The 18637-nt window shown below is 41.9% G+C and carries 15 protein-coding genes and 1 pseudogene; 11 read left to right on the top strand and 5 right to left on the bottom strand.

The window, feature by feature from the left end; translation table 11 throughout:
* Positions 1-21: 21 nt before the first annotated feature.
* The 5 genes from HLH18_RS03680 to HLH18_RS03660 all read left to right on the top strand — a co-directional run bounded on the left by HLH18_RS03680 (position 22) and on the right by HLH18_RS03660 (position 4580).
* Positions 22-1920, top strand: a complete 1899-nt coding sequence (locus HLH18_RS03680; protein ID WP_171529845.1) for a copper resistance system multicopper oxidase — start codon at positions 22-24, stop codon at positions 1918-1920.
* Positions 1907-2818, top strand: coding sequence for a copper resistance protein B (locus tag HLH18_RS03675; RefSeq protein ID WP_171529846.1), 912 nt, complete (start codon positions 1907-1909; stop codon positions 2816-2818). The genes HLH18_RS03680 and HLH18_RS03675 overlap by 14 nt, the downstream gene beginning before the upstream one ends.
* Positions 2819-3052: 234 nt before the next feature.
* Complete coding sequence (sugE, locus tag HLH18_RS03670) at positions 3053-3370, top strand: quaternary ammonium compound efflux SMR transporter SugE (protein WP_131291857.1); 318 nt, start codon at positions 3053-3055, stop codon at positions 3368-3370.
* Positions 3371-3405: 35 nt separating this feature from the next.
* Positions 3406-3888: a methylated-DNA--[protein]-cysteine S-methyltransferase gene (locus HLH18_RS03665; RefSeq protein WP_131291809.1), complete on the top strand. Its 483-nt coding sequence runs from the start codon at positions 3406-3408 to the stop codon at positions 3886-3888.
* 35 nt (positions 3889-3923) lie between these two features.
* A complete protein-coding gene (locus HLH18_RS03660) occupies positions 3924-4580 on the top strand; it encodes a nuclease-related domain-containing protein (RefSeq protein ID WP_131291807.1) in 657 nt (218 codons plus the stop codon).
* A 35-nt stretch (positions 4581-4615) separates the two neighbouring features.
* Here HLH18_RS03660 and HLH18_RS03655 read toward each other — a convergent pair whose 3' ends face one another.
* Positions 4616-5551: a tRNA dihydrouridine synthase gene (locus HLH18_RS03655; RefSeq protein ID WP_214647253.1), complete on the bottom strand. Its 936-nt coding sequence runs from the start codon at positions 5549-5551 to the stop codon at positions 4616-4618.
* Positions 5552-5814: 263 nt separating this feature from the next.
* Between HLH18_RS03655 and HLH18_RS03650 the strand changes: the two genes are divergently transcribed.
* Positions 5815-7197 (top strand): PQQ-dependent sugar dehydrogenase, encoded by a 1383-nt coding sequence (locus HLH18_RS03650; RefSeq protein WP_131289471.1) that lies wholly within the window; start codon positions 5815-5817, stop codon positions 7195-7197.
* A 698-nt stretch (positions 7198-7895) separates the two neighbouring features.
* On the opposite strand, the gene HLH18_RS03645 is transcribed toward HLH18_RS03650, so the two are convergent.
* Together HLH18_RS03645 and HLH18_RS03640 are read right to left on the bottom strand one after the other, a co-directional pair.
* A complete protein-coding gene (locus HLH18_RS03645; RefSeq protein ID WP_250852364.1) occupies positions 7896-8318 on the bottom strand; it encodes a YkvA family protein in 423 nt (140 codons plus the stop codon).
* A gap of 244 nt (positions 8319-8562) precedes the next feature.
* Entirely contained in the window at positions 8563-9369 is an 807-nt protein-coding gene (locus tag HLH18_RS03640; protein WP_131289469.1) for a cytochrome C assembly family protein, read from the bottom strand.
* 138 nt (positions 9370-9507) lie between these two features.
* Between HLH18_RS03640 and ffh the strand changes: the two genes are divergently transcribed.
* Positions 9508-10914 carry a signal recognition particle protein gene (ffh, locus tag HLH18_RS03635; RefSeq protein WP_131289467.1) on the top strand — a complete coding sequence of 469 codons (1407 nt, stop codon included), beginning with the start codon at positions 9508-9510 and terminating at the stop codon, positions 10912-10914.
* 209 nt (positions 10915-11123) lie between these two features.
* Positions 11124-11699, top strand: a pseudogene (locus HLH18_RS03630) (RBBP9/YdeN family alpha/beta hydrolase).
* A 127-nt stretch (positions 11700-11826) separates the two neighbouring features.
* Here the strand turns inward: HLH18_RS03630 and HLH18_RS03625 are convergent.
* On the bottom strand, positions 11827-12567 hold the full coding sequence (locus HLH18_RS03625; protein WP_131289465.1) for a type III pantothenate kinase: 741 nt from the start codon (positions 12565-12567) through the stop codon (positions 11827-11829).
* Positions 12568-12576: 9 nt separating this feature from the next.
* Positions 12577-13335 (bottom strand): biotin--[acetyl-CoA-carboxylase] ligase, encoded by a 759-nt coding sequence (locus HLH18_RS03620; RefSeq protein ID WP_131289463.1) that lies wholly within the window; start codon positions 13333-13335, stop codon positions 12577-12579.
* 30 nt (positions 13336-13365) lie between these two features.
* Here HLH18_RS03620 and HLH18_RS03615 point away from each other — a divergent pair, with 30 nt between their 5' ends.
* From HLH18_RS03615 to smc, 3 genes are all read left to right on the top strand, one after another.
* On the top strand, positions 13366-14175 hold the full coding sequence (locus HLH18_RS03615) for a sulfite exporter TauE/SafE family protein (protein WP_131289461.1): 810 nt from the start codon (positions 13366-13368) through the stop codon (positions 14173-14175).
* A gap of 302 nt (positions 14176-14477) precedes the next feature.
* Complete coding sequence (locus HLH18_RS03610) at positions 14478-15173, top strand: GntR family transcriptional regulator (protein ID WP_131289459.1); 696 nt, start codon at positions 14478-14480, stop codon at positions 15171-15173.
* 10 nt (positions 15174-15183) lie between these two features.
* The gene (gene smc / locus HLH18_RS03605; protein WP_131289475.1) at positions 15184-18636 is read left to right on the top strand and encodes a chromosome segregation protein SMC; all 3453 of its coding nucleotides are present in this window, start codon (positions 15184-15186) and stop codon (positions 18634-18636) included.
* The last annotated feature ends 1 nt before the right edge of the window (position 18637 follow it).

The raw sequence follows: 18637 nt of genomic DNA, 5'->3' as shown, positions 1-18637 counted from the left end.
TTTTAAATTACAGGTTAAGTCATGTCGATTAAATTAACTCAAAGCCTCTTAGTCGGGGTGTGTTTAGTGTCATCATCGTGGGCATTTGCTGCGGTCAAAGAATATCATTTGAACATTGATGAACAGATGGTGAATATCACCGGAAAACCCTTAAAACGCATCACGGTCAATGGTCAGTTTCCAGCACCGCTTCTGGAATTTGAAGAGGGTGATGACGCCATCATTCATGTGCATAACAAGCTTAAAAATCAGGATTCTTCCATTCACTGGCATGGGGTATTGTTGCCGGGCTTAATGGATGGCGTACCGGGTTTTAACCAGTTCAAGGGCATTAAACCACAGACGGATTTTGTCTATCGTTTCAAGGTACGTCAAAACGGAACCTATTGGTATCACGCACACTCCAAAGGACAGGAACAGGATGGACTGTATGGCGCCCTAGTGATTTATCCTAAAGGGAAAAAGCCGGTAGCAGTGCACGAAAAAACCGATCGTGATTATGTGGTGATGCTGTCCGATTTTCATCCATCCGGCAGTGATCAAATCCAGAAGAACCTGAAAAAGTCAGCAGAGTACTATCAAAATCAGCGTGAAACTTTGTCGGATGTTTGGAAGCAGGTCAAACGTGATGGACTCAAAAGTATCTGGCAAGATCGTGGCATGTGGAATCAAATGCGCATGCTGAAAACCGATTTGTCTGATGTCACTGGTTATACCTTTCTGATCAATGGAAAAACCCCGGAACAAAATTGGACTGGCATGTTTAAGCCGAATGAAAAAGTCCGGTTACGTTTTATTAATGCTTCTGCCATGTCATTTTATGATGTCAGTATTCCCAACTTGAAAATGACTGTAGTCAGTGCTGACGGGCAGCCAGTTAAACCTGTGCCGGTCGATGAGTTTCGAATCGGTACTGCAGAAACTTATGATGTTGTAGTTGAGCCGAAAGCCAATCATTATCAAATTGAAGCCGAGTCGATCGACCGCAGCGGTTTTGCGATTGGTACCTTGCATAATGAAAATTCTCCAGTGATGCATGCGATTCATATGCCTAAGCCACGTCCACGTGCCTTGCTGACGATGGAAGATATGGGACATGGTTCATCATCAAGTGATCATGCTGATATGAATCATGATCAGATGAATACCACTCGAGAAAGTGCTCATCCACAAAGTTCAAGTCAAATGAATCATCAAGCCACTGATCATTCAAAGATGGATCATTCCAAGATGAAACATGATTCAGCGACGATGGATTATTCGCAAATGAACCACACCAAGACGAATGACCATTCACAACATCAAGCAAAGTCTGATTCAGAACCACAACAGGGAATGAATCATTCTGCACATACCTCGGCGAAACCATCCTTAAATGAAAATACCCAAGTGGTTTATGGCTGGGCAAATGCCTCCACACCCGCAGGGCATAAGGCACTGCAATATAGCGATTTGGAATCATTAAACCCGCAACCGGATACTCGTCCGGCAGAACGCGAACTGGAAGTGCGTTTGGGAGGCAACATGGAGCGCTATATCTGGACCATCAACGGCAAGAAATTTACCGAAGTTGAACCGTTACAGGTCAAATATGGCGAACGTATCCGTTTGAAATTTATCAATGACAGCATGATGGCGCATCCGATGCATTTGCATGGCATGTTTATGCAACTGGAAAATGGGCAAACTAGCGCCAATATGCCGAATAAACACACCTTGATTGTGCCACCGGGTAAGACAGTCACTGCGCTGCTCACTGCAGATGAGTTGGGGGAATGGGCGATTCATTGCCATCTGCTGTATCACATGTCATCTGGGATGATGAGCAAACTGGTTGTAGCAAATGTAGATGGAAATCAAGCACCAACACCATCGACTTCAAGCCCAGCAAAGCAAGGAGACTCACATGCGCATCATTAATCTATTTGCTATAAGCACATTGAGTGCCTCATTACTGTTGTTGAGTGGACAGAGTTTTGCCCAGGATCAGCAGTATTCTATGCCGATGCCACAGCAGTCTGGACAATCTACTGAAGTGCATGATGATCATTCACAACATCAAACAGAGTCAGCAGTAGCAACGACTGCGGTTAAAGAAAAACTGATGCAACCGGTACAGCAGGAGCAATCCAGTTCAGATGAAGCGGATTCTGCTGCACATATCAAAGAGCATGGTGGCCAGATTTATCAGCAAACCACGGTTGAAAGTAAATGGCTGCGCAATAACGATGGCGAAGGTGTTTTAAAGTCGAAACTGGAAACCCGAATCGGCACAGATGAAAACAAGATTTTTATTAAAGTCCATGCAGATCGGGCTGAGTCACAGCAAGCCGAGTACGATGCCAAAGTATTGTACAGTCGCAATGTTGCCGATTTCTGGGATGTGCAGGCCGGTTTACGCTATCGGAATGACCAGAATCGTGAAGTGGATCAGGATCAAGTCGATGCCGTCATTGGGGTACATGGATTGGCGCCGTATTTCTTTGAAACCAATGCCTATTTATTTGTGGGGCAGGATCAACAAGTGTCATTCACGTTGGAAACTGAGCGTGATTTGCTATTGACCCAGAAACTGATTGTTAAACCTTATCTGGATTTGAATGTCATTTTCAGTGATGACTCAAACTATGCTAAAAAGTCGGGTTTGAATACCGCGCAACTGGGTCTGGAAACGCGATATGAAATAAATAAAAAGGTCATGCCTTTTGTCGATGTTGCATATGGCTATAACAAGGGGAATGAAGAAACCGCTTGGCAGAAACAATCATCTTCTGAAAATGAATGGCTCTATGGCGCAGGTATTCGTTTTAAATTTTAGATGAGTCTTGTGATCTAAAAAATACGATTGGTGAGCACCAGTCGTATTTTTATTTGGGCATTTTTAGCGCGATAAGTTGGTCAAAAAATGTAAAATTCGCACCAATTTAAAGCAATCATTTATATAATAATGCATTAAAGGAGGAACGACCTCCCTTGGTGCAATCTCATTGATATGCATACCAAGACAATTCGTCAGGACGACCTGACTCTGATCAAGTGGAGCATAGTCGTCATGGCTTGGCTGGTTTTAATTTTAGCGGGTCTTTTTGAAATTGTATGGGCCTATGCAATGAAACTTTCAGAAGGTTTCACACGTTTAACGCCCAGTATTATTACCTTGGTTTTCATGATCTTGAGTTTTGGCTTGTTGGCTTATGCCATGCGAACTTTGCCACTGGGTACAGCCTATACCATCTGGACCGGGATTGGCGCAGTCGGTTCGTTCTTGGTCGGAATCTTTATTTTAGGTGAGCCAGCGTCAGCAATGCGTATGCTGGCAGCCGTCCTGATTATTTCTGGATTAGTGTTGATGAAACTGTCATCATCATAAAATCTGGAGCATTTATTTCACTGCAGGAGAAGACAATGAAACTGGCTTTTATGGAAATGGCTTCTCCTGTCGGTACTTTAAAACTGGTCGCCCATGAAACGGCTTTAGTCGCGGTGCTTTGGGAAAATGAAAATCCCAAACGTGTCCGTTTAGCCGAATTGATCGAACAAACGCATCATCCAATTTTATTGGAAACCCAAAAGCAGTTAACTGAATATTTTGCAGGAAAAAGACAGCAATTTGATTTGCCTTTAGATTTTGAAGGCACCGAGTTTCAGCAAAAAGTCTGGCAAGCTTTGTTGACCATTCCATTTGGCGAAACCCGAAGTTACCGCGATATTGCCGAGCAGATTGGCAATGTGAAAGCAGTTCGTGCAGTAGGGGCGGCGAATGGCAAAAATCCAATTTCAATTATTGCACCGTGCCATCGCGTAGTGGGTGCAAACGGCAAACTGGTGGGTTTTGCCGGTGGACTGGAAAATAAAGATATTCTATTAAAACTAGAGAAAATTGATTAAATTATAAGATCTTATTAAAAATAAAGATCAATAAAATGTTGAGTCAGATATTTGCGCAACTTGGGTCGAGCTTTTGGTGGATCATTCTTGCTTTTGTCGTGATAGCGATCATCAAAGCCTTTAAGCCATTTATTAAAGGAAAAGTTGGGGAGTTCGCGGTAGCTTTACACGTTAAACTCTATTTGAAAGACCCTCAATATATTCTATTAAATGATTGTACTTTGCCAGATGAACAAGCGGGAACGACCCAAATCGATCATATTTTATTGAGTCCTTATGGCATCTTTATTATTGAAACCAAAAATTATAAAGGCTGGATTTTTGGTAGTGAACGCCAGAAAATGTGGACGCAGAAAATATTTAAAAACAGCTATAAATTTCAAAATCCGCTCCATCAAAATTATAAACACCAAAAAGTTTTAGAACAGGTACTCTCGGATATTATTACGCCTGAATATTTGCATTCAATCGTTGTATTTATGCCGGATTGCGAATTTAAAACAGAAATGCCAGCCAATGTATTTCGTGGTACGGCATGGGTGGATTATGTGAAAAACTTTAAAGAGGATGTCATCCCCGCGATGAAATTAAAACGGATTCAATTACGGATCGAAAAAGAAGTATTAGACAAGTCTTGGAAAACCAATCGAATACATGTGGAAAATTTAAAACAGCGTCAAGAACGTAGTTAAATAAAAAAGCCTTTGAACATTCAAAGGCTTTTTTATTAATGCTTTAAGACATTTAATTTTTCAATAATTTCAATCAAAGCTTTGATGCGTTTGACTTCATTCCACAATTCTTTTGCTTCAGGATAATGTTTAGACATCATGCCTAGCCACTGCTTATAGCGTCCCACCATATTGATTTCTTTTTTATAGGGTCCATTTAAGAAACGGATCTGTAAATCTAAAAGCTCATCCCAAGTAATGATGGGCTCATCGGTGTTTTTGCGGATACATTGCGTGATATCGGGTGTGGTCACAGCAGCTCGACCAATCATCAAGTCTTCACAACCAGATTCCAAGCGGCATTGTTTAGCATCAGCATTGGTCCAAATTTCACCATTGGCGATGACATTAATGTTCAGTGCTTCACGAATCGGTTGTAACTGATCCCAAAATGCAGGTGGAGTATAGCCTTCAGCTTTGGTTCGGGCATGGACGGTAACCCAAGCTGCACCGGCATCTTCAATGGCGTGGGCATTTTCCAGGGTAAAGTTACGGTCCATATAGCCTAGACGCATTTTGGCAGATACCGGAATATGACTGGGCACGGCATCACGCACGGCTTTGACCAACATGTGTACCACTTCCGGTTCATCTAGCAGCACTGAGCCGCCACGATGCCGGTTTACCGTTTTTGCAGGACAACCAAAGTTCATATCAATGGCAGGGGCGCCCAGTTCCACCGCACGAATGGCATTCGCAGCCAGCATTTCAGGATTATTTCCTAAAAACTGGACATGTACCGGTGTTCCAGCTGCAGTTTTTCCATCATTCAGTAATTCAGGACAGTAATTATGATAGACATGGTCGGGCAGGACAGAGTCGGTTACACGAATGAACTCGGTTACACACCAGTCAAAGCTGCCGACATGCGTCAATACATCACGCATAATAGGATCGGTTAAGCCTTCCATGGGCGCAAGAATAAGTTTCAAAGTGTCAGACCTGTATAAAGAAAAACAGGGTTATACGTTTTTTTAGAGGGGATGTCTAGCTTAGGCCTTAAATTGAAACTATCTACTCTGGCGATTTAAGGATTTATTTTTGGGATAAGAGATTTATGTTAAATGAAATATTAATAATAAAACTCAAAAACATCATCATTGGTTATTATTTTTTACTAAAAGACTCAAGCAAGTTTGAGATTTATAGGTGACAGTAAGGTAGGGCTATTGCAATAAAAATAAGGAGAGAAAAGATGTCTGCTCGATTTTTACTGCCCATTTTACTTCCCATAGCGGGCTCTGCCATCTTATTGGCAGTAACAGGATGTGCGTCACCCTCGAAGTCCCAAATTACAGACAGCTATGGTCCCCAACCTCATCTGCCTGAACCCAAATCCAGTTTGTTCCCTACGGTGAATATTGCCCCGGCTAAAGGCTGGCCTGCAGGGACTATGCCAACAGCTGCTGCGGGTTTAAAAGTACAAGCATTTGCAAAAGAACTTCAGCATCCGCGTTGGTTGTATGTGTTGCCTAATGGGGATGTGCTGGTGGCTGAAACCGATGCCCCCCCTAAGCCAGATGACAGCAAGGGCATTAAAGGCAAAATCATGAAACTGGTGATGAAGCGTGCAGGATCATCACATCCAAGTGCCAATCGCATTAGCTTGCTCCGTGATAGCAATGGCGATGGGGTGGCTGACCAAAAAACCGTATTTTTACAAAATCTCAATTCTCCATTTGGCATGGCACTGGTCGGCAATACGCTGTATGTGGCCAATACCGACTCCCTCATGCGCTTTCCTTACCAAACTGGTGCTACTCAAATTACTTCAAGCGGCGCCAAAGTACTGGATTTACCAGGTGGCACTTTAAACCACCACTGGACCAAAAATGTGATTGCCAACCCTACGGGCACAAAACTCTATATTACGGTGGGTTCAAACAGTAACGTGGCTGAAAATGGATTAGATCAAGAAGCGGGTCGCGCACTGATTATGGAATTTGATATTGCAAGTAGCAAAGCACGCCAATTTGCGACCGGCCTCCGTAACCCAAATGGGATGGACTGGCAGCCGCAGAGTGGCACGCTATGGACGGTGGTGAATGAGCGCGATGAAATTGGCAATGACTTGGTGCCTGATTACTTGACCTCAGTCAAAGACGGGGTTTTTTATGGCTGGCCCTATAGTTATTATGGTCAACATGTAGACACCCGGGTGAAACCGCAAAACCCTGAGCTGGTCGCTCGCGCGATTCCACCTGATTATGCATTGGGTAACCATACGGCATCATTAGGTTTGACATTTTATACTGCCGAACTAATGCTACAATACCGCGGTGGTGCATTGATTGGTCAGCATGGCTCATGGAATCGTAAACCCCATAGCGGTTACAAAGTTATTTTTGTGCCGTTTAAAAATGGACAACCTTCTGGTCAACCACAAGATGTATTGACTGGCTTTTTAAGTGATCAAGGTGATGCGTTTGGGCGGCCTGTGGGTGTAGCAGTTGATTCCTCAGGTGCTATTTTGGTCGCTGATGATGTAGGGAATATGATTTGGCGCGTATCACCAGTTGCTGCAGCAACTGATAACCGTCTAATGAATAAGGCAATAAACACGGCTTCAGCCAACTAGCCGTCAGTGAGTTCACAACCTATTGAAGGAAAAGCGGCTCATAATCAGCAGTTAAATAGTAAATAATTGATTTTTAGAAGCTCAATATTTGATCTAAGCTTAAAGCAGTATCTTGCTGCTTGAATTGGGTTAGATTAGGTTGAGCCATGATGAAACAAAAATAGTGCGTCAGGCATTCACTCGGTATTTTAGAGGTTTATCCAAGTTTTATTTGCATTTAAAACAGATAATAAAAAACCCCAACATCCTGTTGGGGTTTTTCGTATTGGTTCACTTGGTATAACTCCTGTCGTACCTGCCCATCCTTGTGCGATCTTTCTTATTCTTGTTATTTGGAACATCCTGTTCTCTATGTCCCCATCATAGGAAATTGCAGTCAGGTCGTATAGGCGCAAAGAGCCGGAATTGTTGTGAGCATATGCGTACAAAGCTGGCTAAAAACTATCCCAGTTTTATTCGCAAAAATTGAATATAGTTTTTGTGCTGAGAGCATCGGGAACATTAAAAAAGTGATCATTTTTTTTTGGTAAAAGACTTTATTTTAAATTTAAAAAAAACGACTTGTTTGCAAGCCGGGATTCTGCTGATATTTTGTATTTTAGTTTAACTTGCTGATATTGCATTATTATTTCAATTGTATTTCGTATAAATGACATTCTATTAAATGGGTGGAAGGATTAGGAAATTTTTAGAGAATTTCACTCTTTAAAAATAGGTAGCATAGAGAGCGGATAATTCATGAAATACAAGGCCAGATATCCCAAAAATACAAGCCAGATCAAGATAATGATTCCTGCTGCCCAACGGTTTACCGGTCTCTCGACGAGTGTAGCAGCGAGAACTCTACAATCATCTATAATGTTTTGTGGAGTAAGTTTAATAACCAGCAAAAGACCTAAAGGGACAAAAATAATATCGTCTAAATATCCAAGGATGGGAATAAAATCTGGAATTAAATCAATGGGTGATAAGGCATACGCAGCAATAATTAGAGCTAAGAGCTTTATAAAATTGGGTGTTCGCTTATCTTTTGCAATAAGCCAAACAACCAAGATATCTTTCTTGAGTGATTTAGCCCATTGTTTGATTCTTTGATACATCGTGGATATTAAAAAAGTCATCGAGATTTAATTATCATTGGGTTTTCTTAAATTAATATAAATTTTTACTCTCCTATTCAGAATTTCTCAAATTAATAGAATATGAGTTATGATAAATACTATTATTATTTATTTAAAATCAATGCTTTAGATTTTATTAAAAAGCCCAGTCTTACTGATCGGGCTTTTTTAATGATTTATCATATTTCGCACGGACTATCTGCTTATTGTTCCGTGTCTGGGATTAAGCAAATGAAAAAGGTGCTTATTTTCCTAAAATCATTTCCAGTACAAACTTGGAACCAATAAAACCAATCGCCAGCAGCATAAAACCAATCAAGGTAAAGCGAATGGCTTTTTGACCACGCCAGCCAAGTTTGTAATGACCAATCAGCAGCGAGCCATAAACAAACCAGGAAATAATACTAAAGGCAGTTTTATGCGCTAAGTGCTGGGCGAAGAAGTCCTCAATGGTGAAGAAACCAAAACCGAGCGCCAAAGTCAGTAGCATAAAACCAGTAATGATTAAATCAAACAGCAAAGATTCCATGGCTTGGAATGATGGGAGTAGGTTGACCCAAATTCTTTTTTGCTTGTTTTTTAATTCACGATTTTGGAACCACAGAATCACCGCTTGTATGGTGGCCATCAGTAGAACCGCATAGGCCGATAAAGACAAAATAATATGAATGTCCAAGCCTAAAGAGTGTGCTTCAATCACCTGATTTGATTTACTTAAGGCAAAACCTAAAATCAGGCCGATCGCAGCAACAGGAACACCCAGTAAATTGAGCGCCAAAATGGGGCGGTAAGTACTAAAGATTAAACTCAACAATAACATCAGACCCGATGTAAATGACAGTAACAGAAATACGTCATAATTTACACCTAAGGGTGTCACCATATCGTTATATAAAACAACAGTATGTAGCAATACCCCTAAACCGAGTACAAGCCCTATAAACCAATGGTTCGGATCACGCTTTGACATTAAGTGAATAAACAAATACCAGAAAGATGTGGTATAAGAAATTAATGCTAAGATCGTGTAAACCAAGGGGAGACTGATCATGTCAAACCTTTTTCAGGATGTTGAATATTCATTTATATAAATTCTACGTGAACTACAGTATCCTATAGCATCTTATGCATAAATTTTCTATTTTAAGAAAGATTTTTTTGCAACTGGCAATTTTAAGCGGATTTTGCAATGTTTGATACCTTAACAGAACGACTCACGCAGAGTTTAAGAAATGTTACTGGCTCAGGGCAGCTAACCGAAGACAATATTAAAGATACGTTACGTGAAGTACGTATGGCACTTCTTGAAGCCGATGTTGCGTTACCTGTAACTCGTGAATTCATCGCGAAAGTTAAGGAAGAGGCATTGGGCCAAGAAGTGATGACTCAGTTATCACCGGGCCAAGCATTCGTAAAAATCGTCCATGACGAACTGACAAAAATGATGGGCGAGGCCAATGAAAGCCTCGACCTCGCAGCAAAACCACCCGTGGTGATACTGCTTGCAGGTTTGCAAGGTGCGGGTAAAACCACCACTGCTGCAAAACTTGCACGTTTCTTACAAGAACGCCAAAAGAAAAAAGTAGCCATGGTTTCTGCTGACGTTTACCGTCCAGCAGCAATCAAACAGCTACAAACGGTTGCAGGCGAAGTAGGCGCAATTTTCTTTGAATCGAGCGCTGACGAAAACCCAATTACCATTGCCAATCGTGCCATTGAGCAAGCAAAAATCCAGTTTGCTGATGTCCTGATTGTCGATACCGCAGGTCGTTTACATGTCGATGACGACATGATGGACGAAATTAAAGCGCTTCACGCAGCCATTAAGCCAACTGAAACCCTATTTGTGGTTGATGCCATGACCGGTCAGGATGCGGCGAATACTGCAAAAGCCTTTAATGATGCATTGCCTTTAACCGGTGTGATCCTGACCAAAACGGATGGCGATGCACGCGGTGGTGCGGCACTTTCGGTTCGCGCCATTACGGGTAAACCAATCAAATTCCTGGGTATGGGTGAAAAACTCGATGCCCTAGAGCCATTCCATCCTGAGCGTATTGCACAACGTATCTTGGGTATGGGTGACGTGCTTTCTTTGGTCGAAGAAGTTGAACGCAAGATCGACAAAGAAAAAGCCGAAAAAATGGCGAAAAAATTGCAAAAAGGCGGTAGCTTCAACTTTGAAGATATGCTGATGCAATTTGAGCAAATGAATAAAATGGGCGGCATGATGGGCTTCTTGGACAAGTTGCCTGGCATGAGCAATTCAGGGATTCAAGATGCGATTGCGCAAGCGAACCCTGAAAAGCAAGTGAAAAAAATGGAAGCGATTATCCAGTCGATGACCATTAAAGAACGCCGTAATCCAGACCTGATGAACCCGAGCCGTAAAAAACGTATTGCAGCGGGTTGTGGTATGGAAGTTGTTGAAGTCAATAAACTGATTAAACAACATGCGCAAATGGCGAAAATGATGAAGAAATTTGCCAATCCGTCAGGCATGGCAAAAATGATGAAATCATTGAGTGGTATGCAAAATAAATTCGGCGGTGGTGGCGGTATGGGACCATTGTTCGGTGGAAACGACAAGAAGTAAGATTATATTTTTTCGTAAAAAAAGGCGCTCTATGCGCCTTTTTTGTTTTTATCAGATCATTTAGGAATTTTAAAACTTAGAAATAATTTTTTGTGAAGTTGTAGGTTAAATAAAATTAAAATGAGAAATACAAAACAACTCTACCTATTGTTATGAAATGAGATAAAAATGAAACCATAATAAAATTGTCCATAACAAGAAGAAAAGATATGTCAGCATTACAAAATCAAAAGAAAGTTTATATCGTGCATGGTGATCAGGAATCACAGAATGATCACTGGTTTCCATGGCTCAGCCAACAGGTTCAACATTCAGGTCATCTTGCAAGACGTCTGATACTACCCGATGCAAACGCGCCTAATTTTCAAATATGGCAACAATCGTTGCAGATGCAAATGCCAAAATTAGATCCAGAAAGTATTATTGTTGCGCATAGTCTGGGCTGTCTTGCGAGCTTGCATTTTTTAACTCAGGCACTCAGCCAGACTCAAATTAAAGGGCTGATTTTGGTTGCCGGTTTTAAAGATAAATTAACTGCATTGCCCGAATTGGACGGTTTTATTCGGCAGGCAAAATTAGACATGGCCATTTTGCAAAAATAGATTGCGACCCGGTTTTTACTGTTTTCCTGCAATGATCCTTATGTGTCTCCACCTAAAGCTGTCCTGTTAGGGCACTTTATTAATGCCCAAATGCAAGAGGTGAAGCATGCGGGGCATTTTATGCGAAGCGATGGTTTTGAAGAATTTAAACAAGTTTGGGATATTCTGAAACCTTTGCTATAGCTAAATTTCAAATAAATTGGCACAGTAATCTTTAAACAATAGATCAATATCTTTAACCCTGTCAGTGACATTTTATTGATTCAGAAGGATGTATGGAACTGCCAGAGGTCTGGCAGACAATTCAACCTTATCTCATTTCAGCATAATACTGAATATAGCGCTGTAGACCTTTCAACAATAAATCGGTTTCTATAATCGGATGGTATTGTTGTAAAAAATTGGCGAATAAAGGCGCGTCACCGCCTGTTAAAATCAGTTGTCGAGGTGATTGCTCTAGCACCTTTTCAATGCTACTCACCAGCCCTAATAAAATGCCATGATGTACCGCATCTATGGTATTGCGTCCCGGTGTCAATGCATCAAAGGCTGCATCAGGAATCTTAATGCCCTTGGTGTTTTGAATCAGGGAATCTCGCTGTAAATACAGGTTCGGTAAAATATAACCGCCCAAATGCTGTAAGCCATCCACAAGATCAATGGTCAAAGCCGTCCCGCAGCTAATCACACAATAATTTTGCTCTGGATCACGTGCGACAGCCAAAACCTGTAACCAGCGATCAATACCGAGTTGGCTGGTATTATCATAACCACAACTTAAACCGGCATATTCAGCCTGCACTTGAGCAAACACCACTCGAATACCAAGACTTTTTAAGATGTATTGAATACGGTCGTTGTTTTTCTTGTCTTGTACCGAAGAGACACCCACATTATTCAGGTTCAAACTTTTAAAGTGCTGAATCAGACCTAAAAGTAGATCGGCAGGCGACTGTAGATGCATTTCTGCAGTATGTTCGATGACTTGATTATTATCGGTAATCCAATATTTTAGACGGGTATTCCCAATATCTAACCATAAATTCTTCATTGCATTTCTCTAAAGAGAGGTTTCTAAGCGGCGTAAGCGCCCTTGATAAAATTGTTTTAAGCCTTCGCTGGTTTCAATGTTGACCGCACCATCATCCTGAATCCCTAAAAAGGTACCTGAACATAGCCCCGAATGATGCTCAAATTCAACCGCCTGATTTTTGAAAGCCGCATAGTGATTGAAACGGGCAGCAAGGTTATAACAATGATGATCAAACCATTCACTGGCCTGTTGAATCGCCATATATAACTCTGCAACAAGCTGAATACGAGAAATATGGGTCAAGCCCAATTCACTGAGTGAAGTTGCATGTTGGTCAATATTTTCTTTGGGAATGGGTTCAAGATTGATCCCTACACCGACAATCACCTGATGCGGGGAAAGCGGTTCAACCAGAATTCCGCCCCATTTGCCCTGGGTGCTATAAAGATCATTCGGCCATTTCACTTGTAAATCCAAGTTCTTCAGACTCGGCATTTGTAAAATATTTAATGCAATTTCAAGGGCAAGCCGACCATCAATGGGTGTTCGCGTATTCAGCAATGTGCTTAAATAGATGTTCCCTTCAGGGGAGACCCATTGTCGTTGACGTTGTCCACGACCTTGAGTTTGTCTGGTACTACAGACTAAAACGTTCTGAACGCCTTTGAGTGCAATTTCCCGTACATCATCATTGGTTGAAGTCGTGACTGGTTTCAGTATTAAAACTTCAGGGAGCTGATGAGCTTCGTCGAGGATTTTTTGCAGTTGTCGAGTCTCTAAATCCATTTAAATCTAAGCAACAGTGGAATGTGAATAATGGAGTTAATCATATATTTATTGATTGGTGCAATGGCTGGTTTTGCCGCTGGACTGTTTGGTGTCGGTGGCGGCCTGATTATTGTGCCAATTTTATATATTGTGTTCACGCAGCTGCAGTATGATCCTTCAGTCATTATGCATTTGGCCGTCGGTACCTCATTGGCGACCATTATTGTGACCTCAATAAGCTCTGTCTCAGCGCATCATAAACGCGGTGCGGTAATGTGGAATGTATTCCGTAATTTAGCTCCAGGTCTGGCTTTAGGCTCATTTTTAGGTGCTGGTATTGCTGACTATATGTCGGGTCAAGGCTTACAGTTACTGATTGGATTCTTTGCGGTCTGGGTCGCATATGGCATGTTTAACGGTGCAAGTAAACCCGTTGATCCGTCGCATCATTTACCGTCTAAAGGCATGCAACTGCTTGCAGGTGGAGGCATCGGGATTGCATCGGCTATTTTCGGCATCGGTGGGGGCAGTCTTACCGTCCCGTATTTAATCCGTCATGGTGTGGTGATCCAAAAAGCGGTAGCAACCTCTGCAGCAGGTGGCTTACCCATTGCGATTGCCGGGGCACTAGGTTTTATGTGGTTTGGCTCGAATACCTCGGTTGAAGTACCGCATAGTATTGGTTATGTGCATATTTATGCCTTTATCGGCATTAGTGTAATGAGCTTCATTACTGCAAAACTTGGGGCAAAAGTGGCGCATAAGTTGTCTCCAGCGATGCTGAAAAGATGTTTTGCCTGCCTTTTAACTACGGTAGGTATATATTTTATCTATCAGGGTTTTTCGACTTATTTCTAATTTTTTAAAATAAGTGATCAAAACAGATTTTAAAGGTGCGCTACGGTTAAACTGTTCGCATCTTTTTATATTTAAATATAAAAATAAAATGATTATTGATGTAATGTAAGGTTAATCAATAGATAAGATTGAATGTTTAATCCAGTTGAGCCATGTTAAAAAAATTAAATTGGCCTTAAAGACTTAATAATTGTCTGACAATGTCATTTTTTAAATTGATTAAACGCAGTAAAAATAACAGGGTCAATCTAGACGTGTGAAAATTTTTCGATTGCATCTTATAAAAACAAGATAGGACGAGTATGCAACAACAGGAAAAAGACAGTTTGTCCGAACAAATTGCGAAGCATATTAGTGAGCAAATTATTCGTGGTGAATTGGTTGAAGGTGAACGCATTCAAGAGTTGCGGATTTCGGCTGAACTCGATGTCAGTCGTGGCTCCGTGCGTGAAGCATTATTGCTGTTGGAACGCACGCAACTGATTGAAATTTACCCGCGCCGTGGTGCAGTTGTGTCAGAAATGTCTGCGCAACAAGTTCGTGCTTTATTTGATATGAGCGCGTTGCTATTGGGACAAATTGTGCATCGGGTGGCGGAAACCTGGCGCAGCCATGAAGCTGAAAGAATTCAGGCATTATTGCAGCAATTGCATGAAGAGACACGTCAGGGACATACTGAAAAATTCTATGATTTAATCTTTCAAGGTATGGCGCGTCAGCACGAAATGGTAAGCAATCCTTATTTGATGAAGTTCTATCGAGAGCTGTTACCCTCAATGCGCCGCAGCTATTTTTTAACCTTAAATATCTCTCGTCGCGAGCTAGAGGAATCATTTGAACTGTTTAAATTGGTGACTGATGCAGTTTTGATCCGAAAATCACAACAAGCTACTTTATTTATGGATGATTTTTGTCGACACTTGCGCAACCTTGTGTTGGAATCTCTAACACGGATGAAACAAATCGAACTTGCATGGGCAAGACGTTCACGACGTTGATCAGGACATTATGCGTTTAAGCAGCTTAAAACTTTCCGGCTTTAAATCTTTTGCCGATAGTACGACTTTACATTTCAAGGCGAATCGTACCGCTGTTGTTGGGCCAAATGGTTGTGGTAAATCTAATGTGATTGATGCCATCCGTTGGGTGATGGGGGAATCAAGTGCACGCCAACTGCGTGGTGGCAGCATGCAAGATGTCATTTTTACCGGTACGGCTAAACGTAAACCTGTAGGCGTAGCCAGTGTTGAACTGCGTTTTGACAATACCTATGGCAAGCTCGGTGGTGCATACAATGCCTATAATGAATTGGCGGTGCGTCGTCAGGTCAACCGTGATGGCAAGTCTGAATATTTCTTAAATGGTACCAAGTGCCGTCGTCGTGATATCACCGATATTTTCTTGGGCACTGGTCTTGGGCCACGTTCATACGCGATTATTGAACAGGGCATGATTAACCGTCTGGTCGATGCCAAACCTGAAGAAATGCGGGTGTATATTGAAGAAGCTGCGGGTGTTTCGCGTTATCAGGCACGTCGTCGTGAAACCTTGTTGCATCTCGATCACACCACACAAAATTTATCGCGGCTTGAAGATATTGCTTCAGAGCTGAAGTCACAGCTGAAAACCCTGAAACGTCAGTCTGAAAGCGCGATTCAATATAAAGAACTGGAAACCCAGATTCGCACCATCAAAGTTGAAGTGTTGTCTTTTCAATGTGAACAAAGTAGCCGCTTGCAGCAAGAATATACCCTGCAAATGAATGAGTTGGGCGATACTTTTAAGCTGGTTCGTTCGGAATTAAGCACTCTGGAACATGATTTAACGGCGACCAGTGAACTGTTCCAGCGCCTGATTCAGCAGTCCACACCACTGCAAAATGAGTGGCAACAGGCTGAGAAAAAACTGTCTGAATTGAAAATGACCCTGGAACAGAAACAGTCTTTGTTCCAGAAAAATAGTTCGACTTTAACTCAGCTCGAACAACAAAAGCTACAAACCAAAGAACGACTACAATTAATTGAATTGCAAATCGAAACTTTGCAATCGCAACATGAACAGCAGGCAGAGCAATTACAACAGCAAGAAAGTCAGAACCAAGACCAGAGCCAAAGTTTTGCTGATTTAAAGGCACAGCAGCAGCAAGTGCAGCAACAGTTTGAACTGGTCAAAACCCAAGTTGAGAAGCAGCAACAGCAAAAAATGCAGATGCTGGCGCAAAGTGAGCAGTTGGCGAAAAATATTGCCCGGATCGAACAGCAAAAGCAGACTCTGCAACAGCAAACAGCACAGCTTCAACACCAAGATCAGCAAGATGATATTGCACAGCTTGAAAGTGAAAAATCTCAGCTTGGTCAGCAGATTGAGCAATTAGAACAAGCGACTCAAACCCAGAAACAAACATTAGAGTCAGTGCAAGCGCAGTATGCACAGCAGAAAAATGATGTTTCAAGTTTGAAATCTGCGATTCAGGTGTTGCAATCAGAACAGAAAAATCTCAATCAGTTGCTGATTAAGAATAGTCCGAAAGTTCAGAATAATGCTGTGCAGTTGATGCAAGTATTGAAGCTGAAAGATCAGGCCAAAGCACATGCCAATCTGATTGAAAAGTTTTTGGCAAAATGGCTTTCTGCACAGGTATTAGATGCGGATGCTGATTTCGCTGAAAGTATTGCCCGTCAGTTGAAAAGCAATAGTTCGCAAGATCACATTCAATTGGCTGGGTTGCCTTGTTTGGCTGACTGGATTGAGTCGCCACAACATTCCATTTGGCAGCAGGTTGCGGTTGCGGACAGTCTCAAACAGGCCTTGTCTTTACAATCACAATTAAGCACCGGTCAGTCCATCTTAAGTCTGGATGGCTATCATGTGGGTGCGGATTGGGTGATTGGTTTATTTTATGATGAGGCAAGCCAAGCCGGGCAAGGGGCACTCAGCCATCGTATCCGTTTAGATGAAATTGAAACGGCACTTGCACAGCAGTTGCCGCAGCTTGAAGCTGCGGAACAACAATTGCCGGAAATCTTCCAACAGATTCAAACGCTGCAAAAAAACATTCAAGATCAGCAAGACCAGTTAAAGCAACAGCAAAAGGCCTTGCAACAGCTTGATGTCAATATTGCGAAAGTACAAAGTACGGCTCAGGCATTTTCAGTACAGAAACAACAATTGCAAAATCAGTTACAGCAACTCGATGCGCAGCTTGAAGAAGATGCCATGCAAAAAGATGATCTGGAAATTGATTTGCATGCCTTGAATTTAAAACTTGAGCAGGCTTTACCGAATTATAAGACTCTGCAATTTCAGGTTGAAGAACTCACCGAACAGCTGGAAAATAACCAGCACACGTGGCAGCAAGCGCAACAGGAATTGGAGCTGCTACGTCGTCAGGCTACACAAACTGGGCAACAAGTTGAATTGCTGGAAAAAGATGCTTCCTTCTCAAAAGCACAATATCAGCAGATTATTGCGCAAATGGAACAGGCGAAAAAATTTGTCGATCCGGTCCAGCTAGAACTGCCAGCACTTGAATCACAATTTAATCAACAATCACAAGTCACAGAGAAGTTGCAAAAGACCTGGAATGAATGGCAAGTTGAACTGAATAATATTCAAGAAAAACAGCAACAGTTGACCGAACAACGTCATCAGCATCAACAGCAGGACGAGAAATTACGCGGTCAACTGGAAGAAAAGCGTCTGGCCTGGCAAGTGGCCAAATCGGATTTTCAACATTATTCAGAACAACTGAATGCATTGAATAGTGAAGTCATTAGCGGTTTAAATATTGACCTGGTTTCACATCAACAACAACTGGAAAAAGCCCAACAACGCTTTGAAAAATTGGGTGCAGTTAATTTGGCTGCTTCTGAAGAATACGAAGAAGTATCCAAGCGCTTTGAAGAGCTGAGCCATCAAATTGAAGACTTGGAAAAAACGGTTGATCAATTACAAGGGGCCATGAAAAGTATTGATCAGGAAACCCGCAAGTTGTTTATGACCACCTTTGATCAGGTCAATCTCGAGCTACAGGATTTGTTCCCTAAAGTATTTAATGGTGGAGAAGCGAGTTTAAGTCTTGAAGATGACTGGCAATCGGGTGTAAAACTAATGGCTCGACCACCGGGTAAACGTAATAGCTCTTTGGCACTCTTGTCTGGTGGTGAAAAAGCGTTAACAGCATTGGCATTGGTGTTTGCAATCTTCCGTTTAAATCCGGCACCGTTCTGTGTTCTGGATGAGGTAGATGCCCCTTTGGATGATGCAAACGTGGGACGGTTTTGTAATTTGGTAAAAGAACTTTCTGAACAAGTTCAATTCATTTACATTACCCATAATAAAGTTGCAATGACGATGGCAACCGATTTGTTAGGTGTTACCATGCCAGAACCTGGTACATCAAAATTAGTCACTGTCGATTTGGAACAGGCAAAAGAATACGGTTTAGTCGCGGAGTCATAGT

Origin of the sequence: Acinetobacter sp. ANC 5414 (assembly GCF_013004295.1) — a bacterium.
GTDB lineage: Bacteria > Pseudomonadota > Gammaproteobacteria > Pseudomonadales > Moraxellaceae > Acinetobacter.
Note: the sequence above shows the minus strand (reverse complement) of the source record. Positions and strands in the feature narration are given on the sequence as shown.